This is a genomic window from Microbacterium sp. zg-Y1090 (assembly GCF_030246945.1).
Classification (GTDB): Bacteria; Actinomycetota; Actinomycetes; order Actinomycetales; family Microbacteriaceae; genus Microbacterium; species Microbacterium wangruii.
In genome coordinates this window covers 1,929,703-1,951,206 of sequence record NZ_CP126742.1, presented here as the reverse complement: position 1 = coordinate 1,951,206, position 21,504 = coordinate 1,929,703, and the positions used below count along the sequence as shown (strand labels likewise).

26 protein-coding genes, 1 tRNA gene and 1 other RNA gene are annotated in these 21,504 nt (G+C 70.5%); 21 read left to right on the top strand and 7 right to left on the bottom strand.

Going from position 1 to position 21,504, the window contains the following annotated elements:
- Positions 1-25: 25 nt before the first annotated feature.
- From QNO26_RS09275 to smpB, 7 genes are all read left to right on the top strand, one after another.
- Positions 26-847, top strand: coding sequence for a DUF4397 domain-containing protein (locus QNO26_RS09275; RefSeq protein ID WP_257530266.1), 822 nt, complete (start codon positions 26-28; stop codon positions 845-847).
- 22 nt (positions 848-869) lie between these two features.
- Positions 870-1,493: a class F sortase gene (locus QNO26_RS09270; protein WP_257638481.1), complete on the top strand. Its 624-nt coding sequence runs from the start codon at positions 870-872 to the stop codon at positions 1,491-1,493.
- A complete protein-coding gene (locus QNO26_RS09265; protein WP_257530270.1) occupies positions 1,490-2,080 on the top strand; it encodes an RNA polymerase sigma factor in 591 nt (196 codons plus the stop codon). Before QNO26_RS09270 ends, QNO26_RS09265 begins: the two co-directional genes overlap by 4 nt.
- The gene (locus QNO26_RS09260) at positions 2,067-2,966 is read left to right on the top strand and encodes an anti-sigma factor (RefSeq protein WP_257530272.1); all 900 of its coding nucleotides are present in this window, start codon (positions 2,067-2,069) and stop codon (positions 2,964-2,966) included. The genes QNO26_RS09265 and QNO26_RS09260 overlap by 14 nt, the downstream gene beginning before the upstream one ends.
- 88 nt (positions 2,967-3,054) lie before the next feature.
- A complete protein-coding gene (ftsE, locus tag QNO26_RS09255) occupies positions 3,055-4,308 on the top strand; it encodes a cell division ATP-binding protein FtsE (protein WP_257530274.1) in 1,254 nt (417 codons plus the stop codon).
- Positions 4,305-5,219, top strand: a complete 915-nt coding sequence (ftsX, locus tag QNO26_RS09250) for a permease-like cell division protein FtsX (RefSeq protein ID WP_257530276.1) — start codon at positions 4,305-4,307, stop codon at positions 5,217-5,219. The genes ftsE and ftsX overlap by 4 nt, the downstream gene beginning before the upstream one ends.
- Positions 5,220-5,301: 82 nt before the next feature.
- Entirely contained in the window at positions 5,302-5,778 is a 477-nt protein-coding gene (gene smpB, locus QNO26_RS09245; protein ID WP_257530278.1) for an SsrA-binding protein SmpB, read from the top strand.
- 30 nt (positions 5,779-5,808) lie between these two features.
- Here smpB and QNO26_RS09240 read toward each other — a convergent pair whose 3' ends face one another.
- Positions 5,809-6,465 (bottom strand): SIMPL domain-containing protein, encoded by a 657-nt coding sequence (locus QNO26_RS09240; protein ID WP_257638480.1) that lies wholly within the window; start codon positions 6,463-6,465, stop codon positions 5,809-5,811.
- A 154-nt stretch (positions 6,466-6,619) separates the two neighbouring features.
- Between QNO26_RS09240 and ssrA the strand changes: the two genes are divergently transcribed.
- Positions 6,620-6,990: a transfer-messenger RNA gene (gene ssrA, locus QNO26_RS09235) on the top strand.
- Between the two features lie 134 nt (positions 6,991-7,124).
- Positions 7,125-7,352: an RNA-binding S4 domain-containing protein gene (locus tag QNO26_RS09230; RefSeq protein WP_257530282.1), complete on the top strand. Its 228-nt coding sequence runs from the start codon at positions 7,125-7,127 to the stop codon at positions 7,350-7,352.
- 22 nt (positions 7,353-7,374) lie between these two features.
- Here the strand turns inward: QNO26_RS09230 and QNO26_RS09225 are convergent, their stop codons facing one another.
- Together QNO26_RS09225 and QNO26_RS09220 are read right to left on the bottom strand one after the other, a co-directional pair.
- Positions 7,375-8,040 (bottom strand): DUF1345 domain-containing protein, encoded by a 666-nt coding sequence (locus QNO26_RS09225; RefSeq protein WP_257530284.1) that lies wholly within the window; start codon positions 8,038-8,040, stop codon positions 7,375-7,377.
- An 80-nt stretch (positions 8,041-8,120) separates the two neighbouring features.
- On the bottom strand, positions 8,121-8,363 hold the full coding sequence (locus QNO26_RS09220; protein WP_257530286.1) for a hypothetical protein: 243 nt from the start codon (positions 8,361-8,363) through the stop codon (positions 8,121-8,123).
- Between the two features lie 164 nt (positions 8,364-8,527).
- On the opposite strand from QNO26_RS09220, the gene QNO26_RS09215 reads away from it, so the two are divergent.
- A complete protein-coding gene (locus QNO26_RS09215; RefSeq protein ID WP_257530288.1) occupies positions 8,528-9,355 on the top strand; it encodes a DUF308 domain-containing protein in 828 nt (275 codons plus the stop codon).
- A gap of 60 nt (positions 9,356-9,415) precedes the next feature.
- On the opposite strand, the gene QNO26_RS09210 is transcribed toward QNO26_RS09215, so the two are convergent.
- The 3 genes from QNO26_RS09210 to QNO26_RS09200 all read right to left on the bottom strand — a co-directional run bounded on the left by QNO26_RS09210 (position 9,416) and on the right by QNO26_RS09200 (position 11,139).
- Positions 9,416-9,580 (bottom strand): hypothetical protein, encoded by a 165-nt coding sequence (locus tag QNO26_RS09210; protein ID WP_257530289.1) that lies wholly within the window; start codon positions 9,578-9,580, stop codon positions 9,416-9,418.
- Positions 9,581-9,688: 108 nt separating this feature from the next.
- Positions 9,689-10,279, bottom strand: a complete 591-nt coding sequence (locus tag QNO26_RS09205) for a hypothetical protein (protein WP_257530291.1) — start codon at positions 10,277-10,279, stop codon at positions 9,689-9,691.
- Between the two features lie 23 nt (positions 10,280-10,302).
- Positions 10,303-11,139 (bottom strand): inositol monophosphatase family protein, encoded by an 837-nt coding sequence (locus tag QNO26_RS09200; RefSeq protein ID WP_374679377.1) that lies wholly within the window; start codon positions 11,137-11,139, stop codon positions 10,303-10,305.
- Positions 11,140-11,231: 92 nt separating this feature from the next.
- On the opposite strand from QNO26_RS09200, the gene QNO26_RS09195 reads away from it, so the two are divergent.
- Positions 11,232-11,304: transfer RNA gene (locus QNO26_RS09195), tRNA-Lys, on the top strand.
- 156 nt (positions 11,305-11,460) lie between these two features.
- Positions 11,461-12,246, top strand: a complete 786-nt coding sequence (locus tag QNO26_RS09190; RefSeq protein ID WP_257638478.1) for a hypothetical protein — start codon at positions 11,461-11,463, stop codon at positions 12,244-12,246.
- Between the two features lie 73 nt (positions 12,247-12,319).
- On the opposite strand, the gene QNO26_RS09185 is transcribed toward QNO26_RS09190, so the two are convergent.
- On the bottom strand, positions 12,320-12,589 hold the full coding sequence (locus QNO26_RS09185) for a hypothetical protein (protein ID WP_257530297.1): 270 nt from the start codon (positions 12,587-12,589) through the stop codon (positions 12,320-12,322).
- A 212-nt stretch (positions 12,590-12,801) separates the two neighbouring features.
- Here QNO26_RS09185 and QNO26_RS09180 point away from each other — a divergent pair, with 212 nt between their 5' ends.
- Genes QNO26_RS09180 through QNO26_RS09140 form a run of 9 tightly spaced genes read left to right on the top strand, consistent with a single transcriptional unit; the run spans position 12,802 to position 21,462 of the window.
- Entirely contained in the window at positions 12,802-14,007 is a 1,206-nt protein-coding gene (locus tag QNO26_RS09180; protein ID WP_257638512.1) for a substrate-binding domain-containing protein, read from the top strand.
- A gap of 12 nt (positions 14,008-14,019) precedes the next feature.
- Positions 14,020-14,817 carry an ABC transporter ATP-binding protein gene (locus QNO26_RS09175; protein WP_257530299.1) on the top strand — a complete coding sequence of 266 codons (798 nt, stop codon included), beginning with the start codon at positions 14,020-14,022 and terminating at the stop codon, positions 14,815-14,817.
- Positions 14,814-15,527 (top strand): ABC transporter ATP-binding protein, encoded by a 714-nt coding sequence (locus tag QNO26_RS09170; protein ID WP_257530301.1) that lies wholly within the window; start codon positions 14,814-14,816, stop codon positions 15,525-15,527. The genes QNO26_RS09175 and QNO26_RS09170 overlap by 4 nt, the downstream gene beginning before the upstream one ends.
- Complete coding sequence (locus tag QNO26_RS09165) at positions 15,524-16,399, top strand: branched-chain amino acid ABC transporter permease (RefSeq protein WP_257638477.1); 876 nt, start codon at positions 15,524-15,526, stop codon at positions 16,397-16,399. Before QNO26_RS09170 ends, QNO26_RS09165 begins: the two co-directional genes overlap by 4 nt.
- Before the next feature lies 1 nt (position 16,400).
- Positions 16,401-17,540: a branched-chain amino acid ABC transporter permease gene (locus QNO26_RS09160; protein WP_257530305.1), complete on the top strand. Its 1,140-nt coding sequence runs from the start codon at positions 16,401-16,403 to the stop codon at positions 17,538-17,540.
- Positions 17,537-19,156 (top strand): class I adenylate-forming enzyme family protein, encoded by a 1,620-nt coding sequence (locus QNO26_RS09155; RefSeq protein WP_257638476.1) that lies wholly within the window; start codon positions 17,537-17,539, stop codon positions 19,154-19,156. Before QNO26_RS09160 ends, QNO26_RS09155 begins: the two co-directional genes overlap by 4 nt.
- Positions 19,153-19,827 (top strand): TetR/AcrR family transcriptional regulator, encoded by a 675-nt coding sequence (locus QNO26_RS09150; RefSeq protein ID WP_257530310.1) that lies wholly within the window; start codon positions 19,153-19,155, stop codon positions 19,825-19,827. The genes QNO26_RS09155 and QNO26_RS09150 overlap by 4 nt, the downstream gene beginning before the upstream one ends.
- Complete coding sequence (locus QNO26_RS09145) at positions 19,820-20,572, top strand: 3-hydroxybutyrate dehydrogenase (protein WP_257638475.1); 753 nt, start codon at positions 19,820-19,822, stop codon at positions 20,570-20,572. The genes QNO26_RS09150 and QNO26_RS09145 overlap by 8 nt, the downstream gene beginning before the upstream one ends.
- Positions 20,569-21,462, top strand: coding sequence for an alpha/beta fold hydrolase (locus tag QNO26_RS09140; protein ID WP_257638474.1), 894 nt, complete (start codon positions 20,569-20,571; stop codon positions 21,460-21,462). Before QNO26_RS09145 ends, QNO26_RS09140 begins: the two co-directional genes overlap by 4 nt.
- Positions 21,463-21,504: the final 42 nt, after the last annotated feature.

Sequence of the window (21,504 nt, the reverse complement as noted above, 5' to 3'; positions counted from 1 at the left end):
CGCGCAACAGCAGAAGGAGTTCCTCGTGCGTAAGACACTCTCAGCCGGCGTGGTGGTCGGCGCACTCGCCGCCTTCGCGGCGCTCTCCCCGGCGTACGCCATCTCGGAGACCACGGCCGACCTGTCGGTACTTCACGGCATCCCCGACACACCGGTCGATGTGTACGTCAACGGCGAGCTCACGCTCGACGACTTCCAGCCCGGCGACCTCGCCGGTCCGCTGGACCTGCCCGCCGGGGACTACGAGGTCGCGCTGACGGCGACGGATGCCGCAGACGACTCGGCGCCCGTGCTCGGTCCGATCACCCTGACGCTCGAGGCGAACAAGAGCTACACCGCGGTGGCGCACCTCACCGAAGCCGGCGAGCCCTCCGCGACGCTGTTCACCAACGACACCGCCCCGACCGCACCCGGCGAAGGTCGCCTGACCGTCCGCCACGTGGCAGCCGCCCCGGCCGTGGACATCCTCGCCGGCGGCTCGCCCGTCGTGACCGGCCTGGTCAACCCCGAAGAGGCGACGCTGAACCTCCCCGCGGGTGTGGTCTCGGCCGCCGTCGCTCTGGAAGGCACCACCGACCCGGTGATCGGCCCGGCAGACGTCGACGTGCAGGAAGGCGTGCTGACGATCGCTTACGCGTGGGGCAGCGCTGAGGACGGCAACCTCGCCCTCGCCGTGCAGACCGTGACCGGCCTGCACTCGAACCCCGGTGGCGTGAACACCGGTTCTGCGGGCCTCGTGGCCGAGAACCAGCCGGTGTGGACCATGGCCCTCGGTGGTGGACTGCTGCTGGCACTGGCGGCCGGTTCCGTCGTGGCTGTGCGTACCGCCACGGCCAAGCGCCGCTGACATGAAGGCGTCGCGAGGGCTGATGCTCGTCGTAGCTCTGACGGCCATGACGGCTCTCGCGGCCTGCTCACCCCCCGACGCGGAGGGCGGGGCTTCGGCTCCGCCCTCCGTGGCGGCTCCCAGCGAGACGCCGCGGCCCACCGCTGCGGTCGACGTTCCCGTCACCGCCGCCACGCCGCCGCCCGTCAAGGAGGGCAGTGCCGCGCCGGAACGGCTGGTCGTGCCGGATCTGCAGGTCGATATGCCGGTGGCGCCGGTCGGCGTGCAGGACGACGGCTCGATGGAGATCCCCACCGACCCGGCCGTGGGTGGCTGGTACCGATACGGGTCGGCGCCCGGTGACGACGACGGGACCACCGTCATCGCCGCCCACGTGGACTCCCGCGTCTACGGCATCGGTCCGCTCGCCCGGCTGCGCGAGGCCCAGCCGGGGCAGACCGTTCAGGTCACCGACGCGGCGGGGGCCACCAGCTCCTACACCGTCGAGAGCGTCACCTACATCCCCCGGGCGGCTCTGCCCGTCGACGAGCTGTTCGACCGCGACGGTGCGCGCAGCCTCGTCCTGATCACGTGCGGTGGTGATTTCGATGAGCAGACACGCACGTACAGCGATAACGTTGTGCTCGTCGCCCGAGCGTCGCCATGACCTTCGTCAAGGATGCCGCCGGCCGCGACGTGCGGAAGGAGAGGCACATCGAAGACGACGGCGACCTCGCGAGAAGGTATGGCGCCGGCGATCCGCAGGCGCTGAAGGAGATGTACGACCGCTGGTCCCGGCTGGTCTACACGATCGCGGTGCGGTCACTGGGAGACCTGGCCGAGGCGGAAGACGTCACCCAGCGCACCTTCGTGTCCGCCTGGACCTCTCGTGAGTCCTTCAGGCCCGACCGGGGCAACCTCCCCGGATGGCTGGTCGGCATCGCGCGCCGCCGCATCGCCGACGCGCACGAGGCGCGGTCACGTACCGCGCGTCTGGAACAGGCCGCGATGTCCGAGGCCCTCGTCCCCGAGGTCGAACCGGTCGACGTGGAGGACACCCTGATGATCGCGCAGGAGATCGCGAATCTCGATCCGGATGCGCAACAGGTGATCAGGCTGGCGTTCTTCGACGATCTCACCCACTCGCAGATCAGCGAAAGGCTCGCCATGCCGCTGGGTACGGTGAAGAGTCACATCCGAAGAAGTCTGGTCAGACTGCGCACACGATTGGAGGCCGCAGATGTCGCACCTTGACCCCGACGTCGCCGCCCTCATCGCGATCGGCGACACCGACGCCGTGTCGGCGCAGGACCTCGAGCACCTCGAAGGCTGCGCCGAGTGCGCCGACGAGATCGCGGCGTTCGCGATGGCCGCGGGTGCCGCCCGCGGCGCCTTCGCCCAGGAGCCGCTGCTGACGCCGCCCCCGCGGGTGTGGGAGGCCATCAGTGCCGAAGTGGGCATCACCCCGCACGGCCCCACGGCTTCTCCGGCGGCGCCGGTTGCACACGTCGACACGCCCTCGGTCGCGCACGCCGACGAGCCCGCGCCGCACGCGGACGCCGTCACGCCCTCCGAGTCAGCCCACACCGCTTCCGGCGTGCAGGGGACCGCGGCCGCGCACACCACCCGCCGGGCGGACAGGATGCCGCGGGCCGGCGACCGGCCACCCGCGCGGCCGTCCGCCGGGGGCCGTGCACCCCGCCGATCCCGGCGACTGCCGATCCTGCTCGCCCTGGTGGGTGCTTTCGCAGCCGTCGCGGTCGTGGTGGGTGTCTGGGCTTCGGTGGACGCCGCGCGCACTCCGAGGATCGTCGCCGAGGCGACCCTCGATGGCTTCCCCGGTCACGAGGGCGCGGTGGGCGCTGCTGTGCTGGAGGACGTCGACGGGCACAATCGCGTGGTGGTCAGCCTTGACGCATCCGTGCCCGACGACGGCTACCGAGAGGTGTGGCTGATCGCGGAGGACGGCTCCGATCTCGTGAGCCTGGGCGTGCTCGAAGGACGCGAAGGCGAGTTCGATGTGCCGGCCGACGTCGACCTCGACACGTTCCGCCTCGTCGACATCTCGCAGGAGGAGGAGGACGGCAACCCCGCCCACTCCGGCGACTCGATCGTGCGCGGCGCGCTGCAGCCCGCCTGAACCGCCTGCGACACCCGCAGCACGGATGCCGTGACCTGCGGGTGTCGCGCGCGGCTGCGGCATCCACTCGGCTTAGGCTCGGTGGGTCATGATCCGGTTCGAGAACGTCACGAAGCGCTATCGCGGCACCACGAAACCCGCTCTCAACGATGTCGACTTCGAGGTGCAGCGCGGCGAGTTCGTGTTCCTCGTGGGGGCGTCGGGCTCGGGGAAGTCGTCGTGCCTCAGGCTCATCCTGCGCGAGGACGGCCCCAGCGAGGGCCGCGTCGTCGTGCTCGGCCGCGACCTGCGCACCCTGTCCAACCGCAAGGTGCCCTACTTCCGCCGCCACATCGGGTCGGTGTTCCAGGACTTCCGGCTGCTGCCGAACAAGACCGTCTTCCAGAACGTCGCCTTCACCCTGCAGGTGATCGGGTCGTCTCGGGCGTTCATCCAGCAGGCCGTGCCCGAGGTGCTCGCCCTCGTCGGCCTCGAGGGCAAGCAGAAGCGGCTGCCGCACGAGCTCTCCGGCGGTGAGCAGCAGCGCGTCGCCATCGCCCGTGCGCTGGTGAACCGGCCGCAGATCCTGCTGGCCGACGAGCCCACCGGAAACCTCGACCCCGCCACCTCCGTCGACATCATGCAGCTGCTGGCACGCATCAACGCCGGTGGCACGACGGTGGTCATGGCCACCCACGAGGCCGGATTCGTCGATCAGATGCAGCGACGTGTCATCGAGCTGCGGGGTGGTGTCATGGTGCGCGACGAGCGGCACGGCGGCTACGGCGACATCTCCGACATCCCCACGCTGCAGCCCGCTCAGGAGAAGGGCGCGGCGGCCGTCGCCGCCCTCACCGCGGTGCTGGAGCTGCAGCGCGAGATCATCGGCACCGCGGGCGGGGAGGCCACGCCGTTCACCGGCACGACGGACCGCGCTCGCGCGGCCGCGCGGGGTGACGTTGCCGCATCGGCCCAGCCCGCCGCTGCCGCCGCCGCAGGCGTCACGCCCGTGACGCCCGCCACGTCCACGACCCCCGTCACGCCCACGGTTCCCGCGGGCGATCAGACGCCCACGCAGACCTCCGACCGCCGGGTGCGGCAGCCGCGGGCGACCGAGGCGCGCGAAGCCACGCAGGAGTCGGCGCCGACCGCCTCCGTCGCCCTCGCGACGCCGGCCGAGACGGCCGCGGCATCCGCCGACTCTCCGGCATCCGACGCGGGGGCCGCGCCGGTCGAGCCGCCGACCCGCACGAACCCCGTCACGATCGAGCTGCCTCCTGTGGAGCTCGACGAACTCGGCCTCGCCGACCGGCTGGGCTTGGGTGGACGCACCGCAGACGACGAAGTGGGACCGACCTCGTGAGAATGGGCCTCATCCTGGGCGAGGCGCTGTCCGGCCTGCGCCGCAACGTGTCGATGGTCATCTCCGTCGTGCTGGTGACCTTCGTCTCGCTGACCTTCGTCGGCGCCGCGATGCTCATCCAGATGCAGATCGGCAAGATGCAGGACTACTGGGTGGACCGTGCCCAGGTCGCCGTGTATATGTGCACCGGCAACTCCCTCGCCCCCACGTGCGTCGAGGGCGTGGCCGGCGAGGAGCAGGTCGCGCAGGTGCAGGAGAAGCTCGACAGCCCGGCGCTGAGCCCTCTCATCCGCGACGTGCGGTTCGAGACGCAGGACGAGGCGTACCAGAACGTCATCGACCTGCTGGGGGAGGACTACGCCAGCATCGTCACCGCCGATCAGCTCAACCAGACCTTCTGGATCAACCTGGTCGACCAGACCCAGTCCGAGGTCATGATCGAGGCCTTCGGCGGCATGGCCGGCGTGGAAGAGGTCGCCGACCAGCTGCAGTACCTCGACCCGCTGTTCTCAGCGCTCACCGTTGCGACGTACCTGGCCGTCGGCATCGCCGCGCTCATGCTGGTCGCCGCGGTGCTGCTGATCGCGACGACGATCCGGCTGTCGGCCTACGCGCGGCGCAGAGAGCTCGGCATCATGCGCCTGGTGGGTGCGTCGAACCGGTTCATCCAGACGCCGTTCATCCTCGAGGGCGTCTTTGCGGCGTTCATCGGATCCCTGCTGGCCTGTGCCACGATCATTGCCGGGGTGCAGTTCGGCGTGAACGATTACCTGCGCGGCCGGGTCGAGTTCGTGACCACCTGGGTGAACCTCGGGGATGCCGCCGTCGTGCTGCCCATCGTGATCCTGATCGGCGTCGTGCTCGCCGCGGGATCGGCGGGCTTCGCCATCCGTCGCTGGCTGCGCACCTAGCCTCCACGGACGGGCCCGTTCTCGAACCCGCTATGCTGGTGGGCTGTCGCGCGCCCGTCGCGGCTGACCAAGAGGAGTGATCATGCCCAGGGAACGCGGGGAGAAGGTCGTCGCGACCAATCGTCGCGCGCGCCACGACTACGCCATCGAGAAGACGTACGAGGCGGGCCTCGTGCTCACCGGTACCGAGGTGAAGTCGCTGCGGCAGGGTCGCGCCAATCTCACCGACGGGTATGCGTACATCGACGGGGGAGAGGCTTTCCTCGACTCCGTGCACATCCCGGAGTACTCGCAGGGCCACTGGACCAACCACGCGTCCAAGCGCACCCGCAAGCTGCTGCTGCACAAGGACGAGATCGTGAAGATCTCCCATGCCGTCTCGGCGGGTGGCTACACGCTGGTGCCGTTGCGTCTGTACTTCTCCGACGGCCGCGCCAAGGTGGAGATCGCGGTCGCGAAGGGCAAGCGCGAGTACGAGAAGCGCCAGACGATCCGCGAGCGCGAGGACAAGCGCGAGGCCGAGCGGGCCATGCGCTCGCGCAACCGTCTGGGCGACTGACCGAGAGCGGCCGGGTGTGCGGCGCGCCGGTCAGTGCGCGCTGAAGCGTGCCTCGACGGCTGCGCTCACGACGATGTCCTCGGGCTGCAGGCGCAGAGCCGGGCCGGCGCTCTCGTCGACGGCGAACGACGCGCGCATCATCCGCGGTGAGTCGGCGTGGTCGGGCGTGACGAGCAGGCCGACATCGGCGACCTCCAGCGGCGTGACGGTGCCGCGCCCCAGCGCTGCGGCGTAGGCCGTCGCGCGGTCCACGGCCACACCGACTGCTTCGGATGCCACGTCGCGCTCGACCGCCCCCCGCGTCGCCGGCGTCAGCTGCCAGTCGACACCGGCGATCTGCACGCCGTCGCGCTCCGCGGTGTCGGTCACCCAGGTCGACAGCAGTGCGGCGTCGTCGAAGGTCACCGACAGCTCGACGCTGGCGTGGTGGACCGGCGCGAGACGCTGCCCGTCGTTCCAGGGTCGCTCCGTCCACACCGTCACACGGCCGCTGGACCACTCCACGATGCGGCCCTCCGCACGTCCGGCGTCGAGGGCGGCGGTGAGCGGCTCGGTCAAGGCGGTCACGCGACCGACGACCTCCGACCGGTCGGGGCCCTCGGCGGTCACGTTGAGGCTGACCACGCCGTGCTCGGGGGCCACCCGGCGCTCGTGCTCGCCGCGGACGGAGATGATGACGTCGCTCATGCACAGACTCTACGCGGACGCCTCGCACGCGGTTCCCGGGCGCCGCGGAATGGTGTGGGGGTGGCATCCGTTATAGTCTGAGATGCTCGGGTGCTTCGGCATCCGATTGGCAACTCCACAGCGTGACAGCGGTTCCTTCGAAAGAGGGATTCACGGGGATGATCGGTTTCGACATCGCCTGAGTCTCTGCGAGAAGCGGGCCGAGGATGCAGGGTTATCTCGTTAACGATCTCTGCAAAACCAATAAGTGCCGAATCCAAGCGCACTGACTTCGCCCTCGCTGCGTAAGCGAGCCCGATAGTCCGTCAGACCGTGTGTGATCCCGACACGGACCCTGGCGTCATCTAGGGATCTTGCTGTGTGACGGCGTCTGGACGTCACGCGGGACTTTTTCCAGACTGGGCTCGTCGACTTAGGTGTCTGTGACAAAGGTCGGAGCCGAGCAGAACGTCTCTACAGACTGCGCCCGGAGAAAACGCAGTATCCCAGCGATGGACGGGGGTTCGATTCCCCCCATCTCCACCAGACCGTTGTCACGGAAGAGGCTCAGAGCCCGCGGAACCCCGCGGGCTCTGAGCCTCTTTTCTTTTGGTAGGGGGTGGCCTCCGCCGCTCACGGTCACACTCTTTGGGCACCGGCCCGTCGCCTAGCATGGGACGATGAGCAATCCGGGTGCGGTCGAAGACGTCTCGATCGGCGGGGAATCCATCCGCCTCGGCCAGTTCCTCAAGTTCGCGAGCGTCCTCGACAGCGGCGGCGACGTGAAGGAAGCCATCATCGACGGCTACGTCACGGTGAACGGCGAGGTCGACCGCCGCCGCGGACGGCAGCTGCAGATCGGCGACGTCGTCGGCTTCGAAGAGCGTCGCGTCCGCGTCGCGCGGTAGAAGGCCGTCGTACCCTTCGCGCTCAGGTCGCGATGTTGGTGATGAGGCTGATGGTGGTCGCCAGCACCACCACGCCCCAGAGAAAGGACAGGAGGGCGTGCCGCAGCGCCTCGCGGCGCATCTCGTGGCTCGTCAGATCGGTGTCGGACACCTGGTAGGTCATGCCCAGCGTGAAGGCGAGGTAGGCGAAGTCCCGATAGCACGGCGGCTCGCTCTGGTTGAAGTCGATGCCGGTGCCGCCGGCGAGATAGTACGTGGCGGCGTAGCGCAGCATGAAGAGGATGTGGATCAGGAACCACGAGGCGGTGACCGTCATCAAGCCGGCTGCGATGAGGAAGATCGTCTCCGCGCCGCCGGCGCGGCCGCTCTCGGCCAGCAGCACGCCGATCACTCCGAAGCTCGCGATGCTGGCGAGGATCAGCAGGGTGTGGCCCGTTCGCCGCGTCGGATCCTCTCGGGTCGCATGGGCGGCGGTGGCTTCGGCATCCATCCCCCTGACAGCGATCCACGACCAGACCGCGTAGGTCCCGGCTGCGACCGTCCACCCCACGGCGGGCGCGATGAGCGGGGCTCCGAGGAGCCAGGTGAGGGCCGTCACGACCGCCAGCAGCGTGAAGGTCGCCGCGACGCGGGCGCCGGCGCGATGCCAGGGGCCGCGGCCGTCGGATGCCGCATCCACCACCGTCACTCCTCTCGCCTGCCAGGACCTTAGCCCTCAGCAGGGGGAGCGGACAGGGGCGGGAACGCGCCGTGACCCGTGCCGACGCGTCAGTCCTGCGCGGGCCGCCCCGGCATGTGGAGGTCGGCAGGGTCGACCTCGACCTCGCCGGCGTCATCGGGCCCGCCGGTACCGGGGGCCACGACCACCTGGTCGGCGTCGATCTCGTCGTCGATGGTGTCGGGGAGGGGGTCCTCCTGCTTGCGCTGCGTCTCGGTCTCACTCGCAGGGCTGTAGGACATGTCCTTGCGGACGGCGTCGGGCTCGGACAGGCCGGTGTTCTCAGAAGTCATGAGGCCACTGTGCACTCGCAGGCGACAGCCTGCAGAGGGACTTGACACGCCCCGACGGTCGGGTGCGCACGCACGGCTCCGCCGCGCGGGGGAGGAGTATCGCGGTGATCCCCTCGCCGGCGCAACCCTCGGTCGGCCTCGACCGTCGCTGACAGAGTGGAGGGATGACTTCTCCCCATCCCGAGGGGCAGGCGCCGACCATCGGTGCGCCCACGCCTCCGCCTCACCAGACCCGTCCCGCTGATCCCGCCCCGACCCCGGGCGGGCGTCCGCTCAACGTCCTGGGGCTCGCCGCGCTCATCGCCGCCGTCGTGGGAACGGTGCTCGCCTGCATCCCCGGCATCATGTTCGTCGGCTGGATCCTGCTGCCGATCGCCTTCGTCGCGGGAATCGTCTCGCTGTTCCGCAGGGGGCAGGGCAAAGCGCTCGGCATCGCCGCGCTCATCACCTCGGCGGTGGGCACCATCATCGGCTTCATCGCCTTCTTCATCATGGTCGGCTTCGCCGTCACCCAGGCATCCGAGGAGCCGGAGACTGCGCGCACCGGGGATGTCGTCGCGGTGGCGGAGACCTCCCGCGACGAGCCGCTGCCGTGGGGGACGACCGTCGCCTTCGCGGAGTGGGACATCGCCGTCAACAGCGTCACGGCGGGACAGACCGATGCGGTGCTCGCCGAGAACGCCGTCAACGCGCCGCCGGCCGAGGGGTATGAGTACGTCCTCGCCAACCTCACCGTCACCTACACGGGCGACGCCGACGAGGGCGAGTACCCCTCGTTCGTCGTCACCGACTATCTCCCGGCCGGCGGGGAACCCACCGACGTGGCCACTGTGACCGTGCCGGACGGACTGGGCACGGCGGGGCCCCTGGTCGGCGGCGAGACCCGCACGGGCAACGTCGCGCTCCTCGCCCCGGTCGACGCGTCCGAGGGCGATCTGATCGCGGTCAAGCCCGGCATCGCGGGCGACGCGGCATATTTCCCCGCTGGCTGAGCGCCGGCAGCAGGAAACCCCCGGGGTCCTCCCGGGGGTTTCCTTGTGTCCTGCGGACGATCAGGCCTGCTCGTCTTCCTCCGGTTCGAAGGTCGACGCCTCGTCCGTGACCCCAGCTGCGACGCCATCGGGGTTGGCGGGGATGGTGCCGTCCTGGCCGAGCCCGCCGGGCTTGGTCGTGCCCTCGCCGTCCGTGTTCTGGTCGGCCGAAGCGTTGCTGTCCATGTGTGTCTCCCTCCGTCGGAGATGCCAACCTACGCCCCGCTGGGCTCCGACGTCACCGGATTGACAAGCGCGTGGCGGCGATGACGGGGGAAGCCGGAGGTGCGCCGATCAGGCCTGCGGTCGCTCCACGAGCACGAGACTCTGCTTGGTGTCGGCGAGGGTGACCCAGCCGTCGCCGAAGAGGTAGGTCATCCCGTACCCGTCCTCGTCGCGGGTGAGAGCCATCTGCGGGTTCTCAGTGATGTACACGCCCTCGTCGCCGCTCTCGCGCAGCCAGCCGGCCGCGGTGAGATCCCGCTGCGCTGCCTTCGCGTCCGAGCCCTCGAGGGGAGCCCATCCGAAGACCTGCAGGGGTCCGCCGGGGACGGCGAAATCGGCCCACGAGCACTGGATGCCGTCTTCGACGACCATCGACCCGATGCGGAACGGCTCCTCGCGGTGCGTCCAGCCGACGCTCTCGAACCCTGCGATCGTCGCGGCGGAGACGATCTCGGTGCAGGTCGGGGTCGGCGGGGCCGCCTGGGGGGTGTCGTCGGGCTCCGGCTCCGCCGACGGCACGATCGTCTCCCCGGCTCCGACCGTGGGGGCGGGGGTGGAGGTCGTCTCGGGCTCGGCGGCGGCCCCGCTGCACCCGGTGAGGGCGAGCGCGGTGGCGAGCAGGAGCGGGGCGGCGGTGAAGAGCAGGCGCGGCGAAGGCATCGGGGGTTCCGTCGGTCGTGGTGTCAGGGGGTGGTGGGGGGGTGCAGCAGGCGCAGGAAGTCGTCGTGCAGGACGCCGTTCGTCGCGAGCGACGAGCGCTCGGCGATCGACTCGGTACCGTCGAATGCGGTGAACCGTCCGCCGGCCTCGGTGACGATCGGCACCAGCGCGGCGATGTCGTACTCCTTGACGTCGAACTCGGCGACGAACTCCAGGCGGCCCTCTGCCAACAGCATGTACGGCCAGGCATCCCCGTAGCCGCGGTCGCGCCAGACCGCCCGCGAGAGGCGCAGCAGGGCGTCGAGGTGGCCGGCGTCATCCCACTGCGAGATGCTCTGGAAGCTGGCGCTGGCGCGATCGATGCGGTCGACCGGTGAGACCGACAGGCGGCGGGCCGCACCGTCGGGGGAGTCGGTCCAGGCGCCGAGGCCGGTCGCGGCCCACCAGCGCCGGCCGATCGCCGGCTGGCTGGCCACGCCGACGCGCGGCACACCGTCCACCGCGAGCGCGATGAGGGTCGTCCACATCGGGATGCCCTTGAGGTAGTTCGCCGTGCCGTCGATCGGATCGATGATCCACTGGCGGGCGGCATCCCCGCTGGTGCCGTACTCCTCGCCGAACACGCCGTCGCCGCGGCGCTCGAGCTCGAGGAGCGAGCGGATCGCGCGCTCGGTGGCGAGATCGGCCTCGGTCACGTGCGTCGCGTCGGCCTTCGTCTGCACGTCGAGGTCGGGGGAGTCGAAGCGCGCCATCGAGACAGCATCGGCGGCGTCGGCCAGCCGCAGGGCGAGAGCCAGGTCCTCCGCGAGGTCGCCGTCGAACGGCGTCGACCATGGCGAGGTCGGGGAGGCGGGAGGCACGACCACAACGATACCGGGGCGGAGAGGGCCCGATTGGCGAAGTGCGGTGTCGGGATGGTAACGTTGCTCCTCGGTTCGCCCCGTGCGAATCTGCACCTCTAGCTCAATCGGCAGAGCAACTGACTCTTAATCAGTGGGTTCTGGGTTCGAGTCCCAGGGGGTGCACGGTAGCCCCGCACACTCTCGCCAGTGTGCGGGGCTTCTTCTTTCAGGAACCTCAGTCAATCCCGCGTTTTCACCGCGTTATGACCCATCACTATGACGCGCGTCAGGTATTAGGTTCTAGGCATGCGGGTGAAGGCGCGGCTCACTAGTAACACGGTGAGCCAGTACGCCGCGTCGGGGACCGACGCATCTGAGGTCACCGAATTTCAAGTGCTGCGCGTCCTCTTCGATGCGGATCCGCTCGTTGGGTTCGATGAGAGAGGATGGTACTTGTCGGCGACGGCGCTGGATGCGGCCGATGACCGTCGAGAGGCCTGGGCTGTTCGTGACACCGCTGAGGGGCTCTTGCAGGCGATGAACGGGATCGCGGCGCTCCTTAGGTCGGACAGTCATGCGAACCCGGCTCGACTGACTCACGTGTATGACGGTCAGGCCACCGAGATGATGGACTTTCGTGTCACAGCCATCTACGGCTACTCGACGTCGACGAATGGCCTTGATCCAGCATCCGCCGATGCGCTACTTCGGCTCGCTGCCAGAGAGCCGTGGGTGAGGCGAATCTTTGCACTCCTCCAGCACATCGATGACGACTGGGTATGGATCGATCTCTGGCGGGTGTGGGATCTGCTGATAGGTCATTTCAAGGGGAAAGCGAAATTCGTGCGATGGCTGGAAAGTCTCGATCCATCGTTTGCTGAGCAGCGGGTGAGTTTCGAGAACTCGGCCAACGATCCGAGCCTTGGCGACAACCGGCGGCACGGATCGGAGGCCTACTACACGCCGCGCGAGGCGTGGCCGGGATACGTGCCGCCCCCGATGGAGTGGTTCGTTGCGGTCGAGTTCGTCAAATCGGTCGTCGCTGAATGGATGATGCACACGTACGGAGTCTCCTTCTCCCGCCAACCAGGAAGCGGCGGCACGGTCACTGCCCTGCCTTCCTGACCGGGCGCCGTCCGCCTGAAGGCGCGCGGCCCAGGCTCATGACCAGGTGTGTGCGGAAGCGCCGGGCGCGACGCTACGCTTCGGCGGCGGCGCGGGAGCTGTTCCGGCGCTCCATCGCCTTGCCCAGGACGCGCAGCGCCACGATCCCGGCCACGACCACGCCGATCGCCCCGAACCGCACCGCCAGGGATGCCGGCGTGCCGGGGTCCGGCCACAGCCCGAGCGCGCCGCGCGCGAACGCGGGGAGCGAGGAGAGGTCGACAAAGGCCGTGATCAGGCTTCCCGCCGCGGCGACCCATGCGATGACGACGACGATCACGATCGTGACTCTGAGGGCTTTCATGATGCAGGTCCTTTCCGTCTCGGGGTGCATCGCCTCGGGCGACGGCATCCGCTGCAGACAGCAGACACCCTGTGGTGGGAACACACGCAAGTCCGGCGGGTGATCGCCGCCCGGTGGTTCCGACCCTTGACTTCGCCCTGCCCGGTCCCTAGATTCGCAATACCTGAATCACATCTCAGGTTTGCATCCTCTCAATGGTGAAAGGCACGCCCATGCGCGTTACGAAGAAGTTGCTCCTGGGCTCCGTGGTCGCCGCGGCCGCCCTCGTCCTCTCGGCGTGCGCGCCCTCGCCGGATGCCGCCGGCGGCGCGGCCGAACCCGGCGCCGAAGGACCCGCGGAGGTCACCGTCGGCGTCATCACCAGCGAGACCGGACCGCTCGCCGGGTACGGCAAGCAGTACCTCGAGGGATTCCGCGCCGGACTCGACTACGCCACCGACGGCACCAACGAGGTCGACGGCACGGCGCTCGTGATCGAGTACCGCGACGACGCCGGCGACCCCGACACCGCCGTCACCATCGCCAAGGAGCTCATCGGCGAAGGCGTGAACATCCTCGCCGGCAGCGCATCGTCGGGTGTCGCGCTCGCACTGGCCGAGCAGGCCGCGCAGAACCAGGTGCTGTTCCTCTCCGGCCCCGCCGCCGCCGACGCGGTGACGGGCATCAACGAGTACACGTTCCGCACCGGCCGGCAGAGCGCGCAGGACGTCGCCACCGCCGGCACCTTCCTCGACGACATCGAGGGCAAGAAGATCACCGTCTTCGCGCAGAACAACGCCTTCGGTCAGGGCAACGAGGCCGCCGTCTCGGCGATCCTCGGCGCCCAGGGGGCCGAGGTCGACAGCGTGCTCGTCGCCGAGGACGTCACCGAGTTCACGCCGTTCGCCCAGCAGGTGATCGCCGGCAGCCCCGACCTCGTGTTCGTCGCGTGGGCAGGGGCCACCTCCGGCGCGATGTGGCAGGCGATGAGCCAGCAGGGCGTGCTCGACGCGATCCCGGTCGTCACCGGTCTCGGTGATGCGGCGACGTTCGGCGCCTACGGCGAGGCATCCGAGAAGATCAGCTTCCTCAACCACTACTTCGCCGGCGGGCCCGACAACGAGGTCAACGCCGCGATGATCGAGCGGGTCGAAGCCGATGGCGGCACGCCGGACCTCTTCACCCCCGACGGCTTCACCGCCGCGCTCATGCTGGTGCAGGCGGTGCGGGAGGGAGCCGGGGACGTCGACGCGATGATCGCCGCCCTCGAGGGCTATTCGTTCGGCGGCCCGAAGGGCCCGACGACGGTGCGCGCCTCCGACCACGCCCTGCTGCAGGAGATGTACCAGGTGAAGCTCGTCGCCGCCGACGGGGCGCTGGTTCCCGAACTCGTCGACACCGCTCCCGCCGACGCGGTCGCCCCCGCCGAAGCCGGCTGAGCGGACGCAGGCATGAGCATCCCCGTCCCGTCCGCGCCCCGCACCGACGCCGCTCCCGCCGCGCTGAGCATCGAAGGCCTCGGCCTGCAGATCGGCGGCGCGACCATCCTCCACGACGTCGACCTCGAGATCCCGCCCGGACGTCTCGTCGGCGTGATCGGGCCCAACGGCGCCGGGAAGACCACGCTGTTCAACGCGGTCTCCGGCATCGTCAAGCCCACGGCCGGTCGCATCCTGATGGACGGCGCGGACATCACGTCGCTGTCGGTGCCCGCCCGGGCGCGGGCGGGGCTGGGACGCACCTTCCAGACGTCCAGCCTGTTCCCGCGCCTGAGTGTGCTGGAGAACGTGCGCCTCGCCGCGCAGGTCGGCGAGGGCGGCGACTACTCGTTGCTGCGCTTCCCCCGGCGAACGGATGCCGCGACCGAGCGGGCCGTGGCGATGCTGGAGGAGGTGGGGCTCGGGCACCGTCTCGACACCCCGGCAGGGGACATGGGGCACGGGGACAAGCGCAAGCTCGAGATCGCGGTGCTGCTGGCGACCGACGCGCGGCTGGTGCTGCTGGACGAGCCGATGGCCGGGGTCGCGTCGGGGGACGTGGCGGGGCTCGTGGAGAACATCCGCCGGATGCACCGCGAAAAGAACTGCACCGTGCTGATGGTCGAGCATCACATCGACGTGCTGATGGGACTGGTGGACCTCGTGGCCGTGCTGTACTTCGGCACCATCATCGCATTGGACACCCCGGAGCGCATCATGGCGAACCCCACCGTGCAGAGCGCCTACCTCGGGACGGGGACGGCCGCATGAGCGCCGAGCCGATCCTCGAGGTGACCGACCTGTCGGCCACCATCGCCGGGCAGCAGGTCGTGGAATCCGTGACCTTCCAGGTGCCGTCCACCGGCATCACCGCGGTGCTCGGCCGCAACGGCGTCGGCAAGACCTCGACGCTGCGGGCGGTGCTCGGCCTCATCCACCGGCGCGGGACCGTGGTGCTTGCGGGGGAGCGCATCGACTCCCTGCCGACGCACCGCATCGTGCAGCGCGGCGTCGGGTACGTCCCGGAAGACCGTGAGGTGTTCGCGGGCCTCACCGTCGCCGAGAACCTGGCCCTCGCGGAACGGCAGCGCAACCCGCGCCGCGAGTTCGTCGACGCGCTCTTCCCCGACCTCGTGCAGCGGCGCGACCAGCGCGCCGGCACCCTCTCGGGCGGGCAGCAGCAGATGGTCTCCGTCGCCCGGGCACTGCTCAACGACAACCGGCTGCTGCTGGTGGACGAACCCACCAAGGGCCTGGCCCCGATGATCGTCGCTCAGGTGACAGAGGCCCTGCGGGAGGCGTCGAAGGTGGTGCCCATCCTGCTCGTGGAGCAGAACCTCGAGGTGGTGCGCGCGCTGGCCGGCGACGCCGTCGTCATCGCCGGCGGACGCGTCGTGCACACCGGCAGCGCCCGCGGCATCCTCGACGACCCCGCCCTCACCACCCGGCTCCTCGGCGTCAGTGCGGAGGCCCACGCATGAGCACCCTCGTCCTCACCCTCATCACCGGCGTCGGTCTCGGGGCGCTGTACTTCCTCGTCGCCAGCGGACTGAGCCTGATCTACGGCCTCATGCATGTGCTGAACTTCGCCCACGGCGCGTTCCTCACCTTGAGCGCGTTCGTCGGCTGGCAGGTGGCGCAGGCGCTGGGCACGCAGTCATGGGGCGGGTTCCTCGCCTCGCTGCTGGTCGGCGCCGGCGTCGGGGCGCTGTTCGCCACCCTCACCGAGCTCGTTCTCATCCGCCCGCTCTACGAACGGCACATCGAACAGGTGCTCGTCACGGTCGGGCTCTCCTTCGCCGCCGTGGCCCTGTTCGAGGGGATCTGGGGGACGGATGCCATCAACATCTCCGGCCCGCCGTGGCTGGCGGCGACCACCCCGGTGCTGGGGGCGAGCATTCCCAACAAATACTGGGTGCTGATCATCGCGGCCGTCCTCGTGCTGCTGGCCCTCGTGCTGTTCCTGCGCAGGACCCGCTACGGCATGATCATCCGCGCCGGCGTCGAGAACCGCGCGATGGTGACGGCGCTCGGCATCGACGTGCGCCGCTCGTTCACCGTCGTGTTCGCGATCGGCGGGGCGGCGGCGGGCATCGGCGGCGTGCTGGCCATGCACGCGCAGACGTTCGTGTCGGCCCACCTCGGTTCGACGCTGCTCATCTTCGCCTTCATCGTGACCGTCGTGGGAGGCCTCGGGTCGCTGACCGGCGCCGCGATCGCCTCCGTCGTGGTGGCGGTGCTGCAGCAGGTGGCCAACACCTATCTGCAGGGCACGGGCGATTTCATCGTCGTGATCCTCCTCGCGGTCGTGCTGCTGGTGCGACCCTCGGGGCTCCTCGGAAAGCGGGCATGACATGACCACCACCACCGGCATCCCCACCCTGGTCCGCGGGCGCGCAGGACGGATGCTGCCGCCCGCCCTGGGCGGCGCCCTCGTCGTGCTGCTGGCGGTGCTGCCGCTGCTGAACCTCTCGATCCCCGGCATCCTGCCCGGCGCCACCTACACCCCCGGCAGCCTCGCGCTGATGTCGCTGTGCATGGTGTTCGCCGCGCTGGCGCTGTCGTACAACCTGCTGCTGGGGACCGCCGGCATGCTGTCGTTCGGCCATGCCCTGTCGTTCGGTGCCGGGGCCTACGGGCTCGGCATCCTGCTGAAGGCGGCCGCGCTGCCGCTGGTCGCGGCCGTGCCGCTGGCTCTCATCGGCGGGCTCGTGGTGGCGCTCATCACCGGCTCGGTGGCGATGCGGGTCTCCGGCATCCCCTTCGCGATGGTCACCCTCGCCTTCGCGCAGGCGGGTTCGGTGCTGGTGCGTCGCAATCAGCAGGTCACCGGCGGCGAGGAGGGCCTGGGGCTGGCCACCGCGCAGGTGCCGGACTGGCTGGTCGGGGTGGTCAACACCCGCAACCTGTACTGGCTGACGCTGGCCGTCGTGGTGGTGGTGTACCTGATCGTGCTGTGGGTCGACCGCTCGCGGCTGGGACACCTCGCCGAGGCGACGCGCGAGAACGAGCTGCGGGTGCAGGTGCTGGGGCTGTCTCCCTACCGTGCGAAGTTGCTCGTGTTCGTCGTCGCCGCCCTGTGCGCCGGGCTCGCCGGCATGGCCTACCTGCTGCTGCAGTCCGGGACGCAGCCCGCGTCGGTGTCGGCGGATCTCACGATCACCGTGCTGGTGATGGTCGTGCTCGGTGGCGTCGGATTCCGCTGGGGTGCCATCGTGGGAGGCGTGCTGTACACCCTGCTCGACCAGCGCCTGACGGTGCTGGCCCGCTCCGACGCGATCGACGCGCTTCCGGACATCCTGCGCGTGCCGCTGTCGGAGCCGATGTTCCTGCTCGGGGTGCTGTTCATCCTCGTGGTGATGTTCCTCCCCGGCGGGATCGCCGGCACCGTCGATGCCGCCGTGCGCCGTCGTCGCGGCGAGCGCACCCGGGCGAGCCTGCACCGGCTCGACGACAGCGAGACGCTTGACGAGCCGACGCCGGTGCGGGTGTGAGCGCCGACGCACGGGGCGCCGACGGCCCGCACACCGTCGGCCGGTGGCTCACCGATCGCGCCGGTGCGTCACCCGCGCGCATCGCCATCGACGACCGGGGCGTGACGATCACCTACGGCGAGCTCGAACAGCGCGCTGCGGCTCTTGCGCAGCGGCTCGAGGGCGCGGGCTACCGGGCGGGGCAGCGCATCGCGACCATCTCGGGCAACTCCATCGACCACGTCGCGGCGTTCTTCGCCTGCGCCCGCAGCGGGCTGGCGTTCGTTCCGCTGTCGTGGCGACTCGCCCCGCGCGAGCTCGCGGAGCTGATCGACCGCGCCGCGCCTGCGCTCATGCTCGTCGACGACGAGTACGCCGCTCTCGCGGACGACGCCTTCGGCCGGCTGACGCGGCGGCCGCCCGTGGCGGCGCTGGGCACGACAGGGGTGGAGGCCGCGGCACCGCCCCCGGCCGACGCGTCGGATGCCGCGCCCCGCCCGGTGCGTGACGACGACCCGCTGCTGGTCATCTTCACCTCCGGCAGCGAAGCGGCACCCAAGGGCGTGGTGCTCACCCATGCCAACTGCTTCTGGAACAACCTCGCGCTGTCGGGTGCCCTGCAGCTCACCGCCGACGACGTCGTGCTGGCGATCCTGCCGCAGTTCCATGTGGCCGCCTGGAACGTGCAGCCCCTGCTCGCCTGGTGGGTGGGCGCCACCGTCGTGCTGGAGCGCTCGTTCCAGCCGGGCCGCGTGCTGCAGCTCATCGCCGAGCGAGGGGTCACCGCGATGATGGGCGTGCCGACGCAGTACCGGCAGCTCGCCGACGACCCCCGCTTCGGGCCGGAGGGCCTCGGCAGCCTGCGCCTCGCCCTCGTCGGCGGCGCGACGATGTCGCCCGACACGGCGGACCGGTGGGCGGATACCGGTGTGACCCTCACCCAGGGATACGGACTGACCGAGGCGGCGCCGAACGTGCTGTGCCTTCCCGCCGGGCAGGCTGCCGCGCACTCCGGCGCCGTCGGCCGCCCCTACCCGCACGTCGAGGTCATGCTCGCCGACCCGGAGACCGGGCTGGAACTGCAGGGCGCCGCCACGGGCGAGCTGTGGGTGCGTGGCCCGAGCGTCTTCGCCGGGTACCTCGACGACCCCGCCGCGACGGACCGTGCCCGCGCCGGCGCGTGGCTGCGCACCGGCGACATCGCCGCACGCGACGCCGACGGGGTCTACCGCATCGTCGACAGGCTGAAGGACATCTTCATCTCGGGCGGCGAGAACGTCGCGCCCGCAGAGGTGGAGCGGGCGCTGGGCGGGCACCCGGCCGTCGCCGAGGTCGCGGTGGTCGGAGCGCCCGACCCGGTCTGGGGCGAGCGCGGCGTCGCGTTCGTCGTGCGCGCGCCCGGTGCCCTCCTCGGCGCGGATGAGCTGCTGGCGCACGCGCGCCGCGAGCTGGCCGCCTACAAGGTGCCCGCCCGCGTGGCGTTCGTCGACGCGCTGCCGCGCAGCACGATCGACAAACTCGCCCGCACCCAGCTGCGTGCCCAGGCGGCGGCTCTGGTGGCGGCACCCGCCGCCACGGCATCCGTCTGCGCGTCTGCACCGACACCGATCCCCACCCTCGAAGGAGACCCCGCATGAGCACCATCGAGGCGTTCGAGCCGCCGGATGCGGCACTGTCCACGAGCGGCCGCCCCTTGACCAAGCGGGGAGAGGCCACCCGGCGCCGGCTGCTCGAAGCGGCGGAGGCCGTCTTCGCCGCGTCCGGCTACCACGAGGCGTCGATCGTGAAGATCACCGAGCACGCCGGCATCGGCCTCGGCACCTTCTATCTCTACTTCGACAGCAAGCAGCAGATCTTCGAGGAGCTGGTCGTCGACCTCAACCGCCGCGTCCGTCACGCGATGGCCGAGGCGATGGCCACGACGTCGTCGCGCGTCGAGGCCGAGCGTGCGGGCTTCGAGGGGTTCTTCCGGTTCACGGCGGCGCATCCGGCGCTGTACCGCATCGTGCGCGAGGCGGAGTTCGTCTCGCCCGAGATGCTGCGGCTGCACTACACGCGCATCGTCGACGGGTACGAGGCGGGCCTGCGGGCGGCCCAGGGTCAGGGGGAGGTCGATCCCGGGCTCGACCCCGAGGTCACGGCGTGGGCGCTCATGGGCGCCGGCGAGCTCATCGGCATGCGGTACCTGCTGTGGGAGCGGGGTGCCACGGGCGCGCCGCCCGCCGAGATCCCGACCGCGGTGGTCGATCACATGATGCGATTCGTGCGCAACGCGCTCGCCGTCCGCGAGGGGAATGGCGATGACTGACCGCGATCTGATGGGCCGTCGCGCGCTCGTGACCGGCGGCGGCAGCGGCATCGGGCTGGCCTGCGTGCAGGAGTTCGCCGCGCGCGGTGCCCACGTCATCGTCGCCGACCGCGACGCCGATGCGGCTGCCGCGGCCGCCGACGCCGCCGGGGGAGAGGCCTGGGTGGTGGACCTCGCCGACACCGCCGCGCAGGAGGACCTCTCCCTCGACGTCGACATCCTCGTCAACAACGCCGGCATCCAGCGGGTCGCGCCCATCGAGGAGTTCGAGCCGGAGACGTTCCGCCTCATCCAGCGCCTCATGGTCGAGTCGCCCTTTCTGCTCATCCGCGCCGCGCTGCCGGGGATGTACGCCCGGGGATGGGGGCGCATCGTCAACGTCTCCAGCGCCCACGGGCTGCGGGCGAGCCCGTTCAAATCCGCGTACGTCACCGCGAAGCATGCCCTCGAGGGGCTGTCGAAGGTCACCGCCCTCGAGGGGGGACCGCACGGGGTCACGAGCAACTGCATCAACCCGGCGTACGTGCGCACGCCGCTCGTGGAGCGCCAGATCGCCGATCAGGCGCGCGTGCACGGCATCCCGGAGGCCGAGGTCGTGGAGAAGGTGATGCTCACCGAGATCGCCGTGAAGCGCCTGGTCGAAGCGGACGAGGTCGCCTCGCTCGCCGGATGGCTCGTGTCGGACAAAGCCGGCATGGTCACCGGAGCGTCGTACACGATCGACGGCGGATGGACGGCGCGATGAGCCGCGATTACCGCACCCTCGACGTGCCGGTGCCCGGGGGAGCCCTGCGCGTGGGGGTGTGGGAGGCGGACGCGCCCGACGCCCCGACCGCACTGCTGATCCACGGGGTGACCTCGTCGCACCGGGCATGGCCGTGGCTGGCCGAGCAGCTGCCGGGTGTGCGCCTGATCGCCCCGGACCTGCGGGGTCGTGGCCGCAGCAACGGGGTGACCGGTGCGGGCGGCCTCGCCGCGCACGCCGACGACATGGCCGCCGTGCTCGACGCCGCCGGGGTGCAGCGCACCCTCGTCGTCGGCCATTCGATGGGCGCGTTCGTCGCCGTGGCCCTCGCGCACCGGCATCCGGAGCGCGTCTCCTCGCTGCTGCTCGTCGACGGCGGACTGCCGTTGGACGTTCCGGCGGGACTCGATGCCGACACGGTCGTCTCCCACATCCTGGGATCGACGGCGGAGCGGCTGAACCTGCGCTTCGCCGACGAGGCGGCCTACGTGGACTTCTGGCGCGACCACCCCGCCTTCCGCGAGGCGTGGTCCGCCGAGCTGGAGGACTACTTCGCCTACGACCTGTCACCCGACGCCGACCGCCAGCGCCCGGCCACCAGCTACCGCACCATGGCCGACGACACCGTCGACATGAACAGCGGCCCGACCCTTCCCGCCGCGCTCGCCGCGCTGGCCCACACGACCGTGCTGCTGACGGTGCCGCGTGGCCTGCGCGACGAGGTGCCCGGGCTGTATCCGCCGCCCCACCTGCGTGCGGTGCTCGACCGGATGCCGCAGGTGCGCCATCACCGCATCGACGGGTTCAACCACTACACGATCGTGCTCTCGCGCGACGGCGCCGCCGCTGTCGCCGGGCACGTGAGGGAGGCTCTCGCGCCGGCCGGTTGAGCGCGGTCGGCGCGCGCGTCGTGACGGGGGCTCGGCCGTGGG

Coding starts and splice junctions, on each gene's coding strand:
- QNO26_RS09210 (WP_257530289.1), bottom strand. CDS start 9,580: ATGGACAGCAACGCTTCGGCCGACCAGAACACGGACGGCGAGGGCACG.
- QNO26_RS09165 (WP_257638477.1), top strand. CDS start 15,524: ATGAGCACCCTCGTCCTCACCCTCATCACCGGCGTCGGTCTCGGGGCG.
- QNO26_RS09170 (WP_257530301.1), top strand. CDS start 14,814: ATGAGCGCCGAGCCGATCCTCGAGGTGACCGACCTGTCGGCCACCATC.
- QNO26_RS09230 (WP_257530282.1), top strand. CDS start 7,125: ATGAGCAATCCGGGTGCGGTCGAAGACGTCTCGATCGGCGGGGAATCC.
- QNO26_RS09260 (WP_257530272.1), top strand. CDS start 2,067: ATGTCGCACCTTGACCCCGACGTCGCCGCCCTCATCGCGATCGGCGAC.
- QNO26_RS09215 (WP_257530288.1), top strand. CDS start 8,528: ATGACTTCTCCCCATCCCGAGGGGCAGGCGCCGACCATCGGTGCGCCC.
- QNO26_RS09205 (WP_257530291.1), bottom strand. CDS start 10,279: ATGCCTTCGCCGCGCCTGCTCTTCACCGCCGCCCCGCTCCTGCTCGCC.
- QNO26_RS09185 (WP_257530297.1), bottom strand. CDS start 12,589: ATGAAAGCCCTCAGAGTCACGATCGTGATCGTCGTCGTCATCGCATGG.
- smpB (WP_257530278.1), top strand. CDS start 5,302: ATGCCCAGGGAACGCGGGGAGAAGGTCGTCGCGACCAATCGTCGCGCG.
- QNO26_RS09140 (WP_257638474.1), top strand. CDS start 20,569: ATGAGCCGCGATTACCGCACCCTCGACGTGCCGGTGCCCGGGGGAGCC.
- QNO26_RS09145 (WP_257638475.1), top strand. CDS start 19,820: ATGACTGACCGCGATCTGATGGGCCGTCGCGCGCTCGTGACCGGCGGC.
- ftsE (WP_257530274.1), top strand. CDS start 3,055: ATGATCCGGTTCGAGAACGTCACGAAGCGCTATCGCGGCACCACGAAA.
- QNO26_RS09220 (WP_257530286.1), bottom strand. CDS start 8,363: ATGACTTCTGAGAACACCGGCCTGTCCGAGCCCGACGCCGTCCGCAAG.
- QNO26_RS09160 (WP_257530305.1), top strand. CDS start 16,401: ATGACCACCACCACCGGCATCCCCACCCTGGTCCGCGGGCGCGCAGGA.
- QNO26_RS09240 (WP_257638480.1), bottom strand. CDS start 6,465: ATGAGCGACGTCATCATCTCCGTCCGCGGCGAGCACGAGCGCCGGGTG.
- QNO26_RS09270 (WP_257638481.1), top strand. CDS start 870: ATGCTCGTCGTAGCTCTGACGGCCATGACGGCTCTCGCGGCCTGCTCA.
- QNO26_RS09265 (WP_257530270.1), top strand. CDS start 1,490: ATGACCTTCGTCAAGGATGCCGCCGGCCGCGACGTGCGGAAGGAGAGG.
- QNO26_RS09175 (WP_257530299.1), top strand. CDS start 14,020: ATGAGCATCCCCGTCCCGTCCGCGCCCCGCACCGACGCCGCTCCCGCC.
- QNO26_RS09150 (WP_257530310.1), top strand. CDS start 19,153: ATGAGCACCATCGAGGCGTTCGAGCCGCCGGATGCGGCACTGTCCACG.
- QNO26_RS09180 (WP_257638512.1), top strand. CDS start 12,802: ATGCGCGTTACGAAGAAGTTGCTCCTGGGCTCCGTGGTCGCCGCGGCC.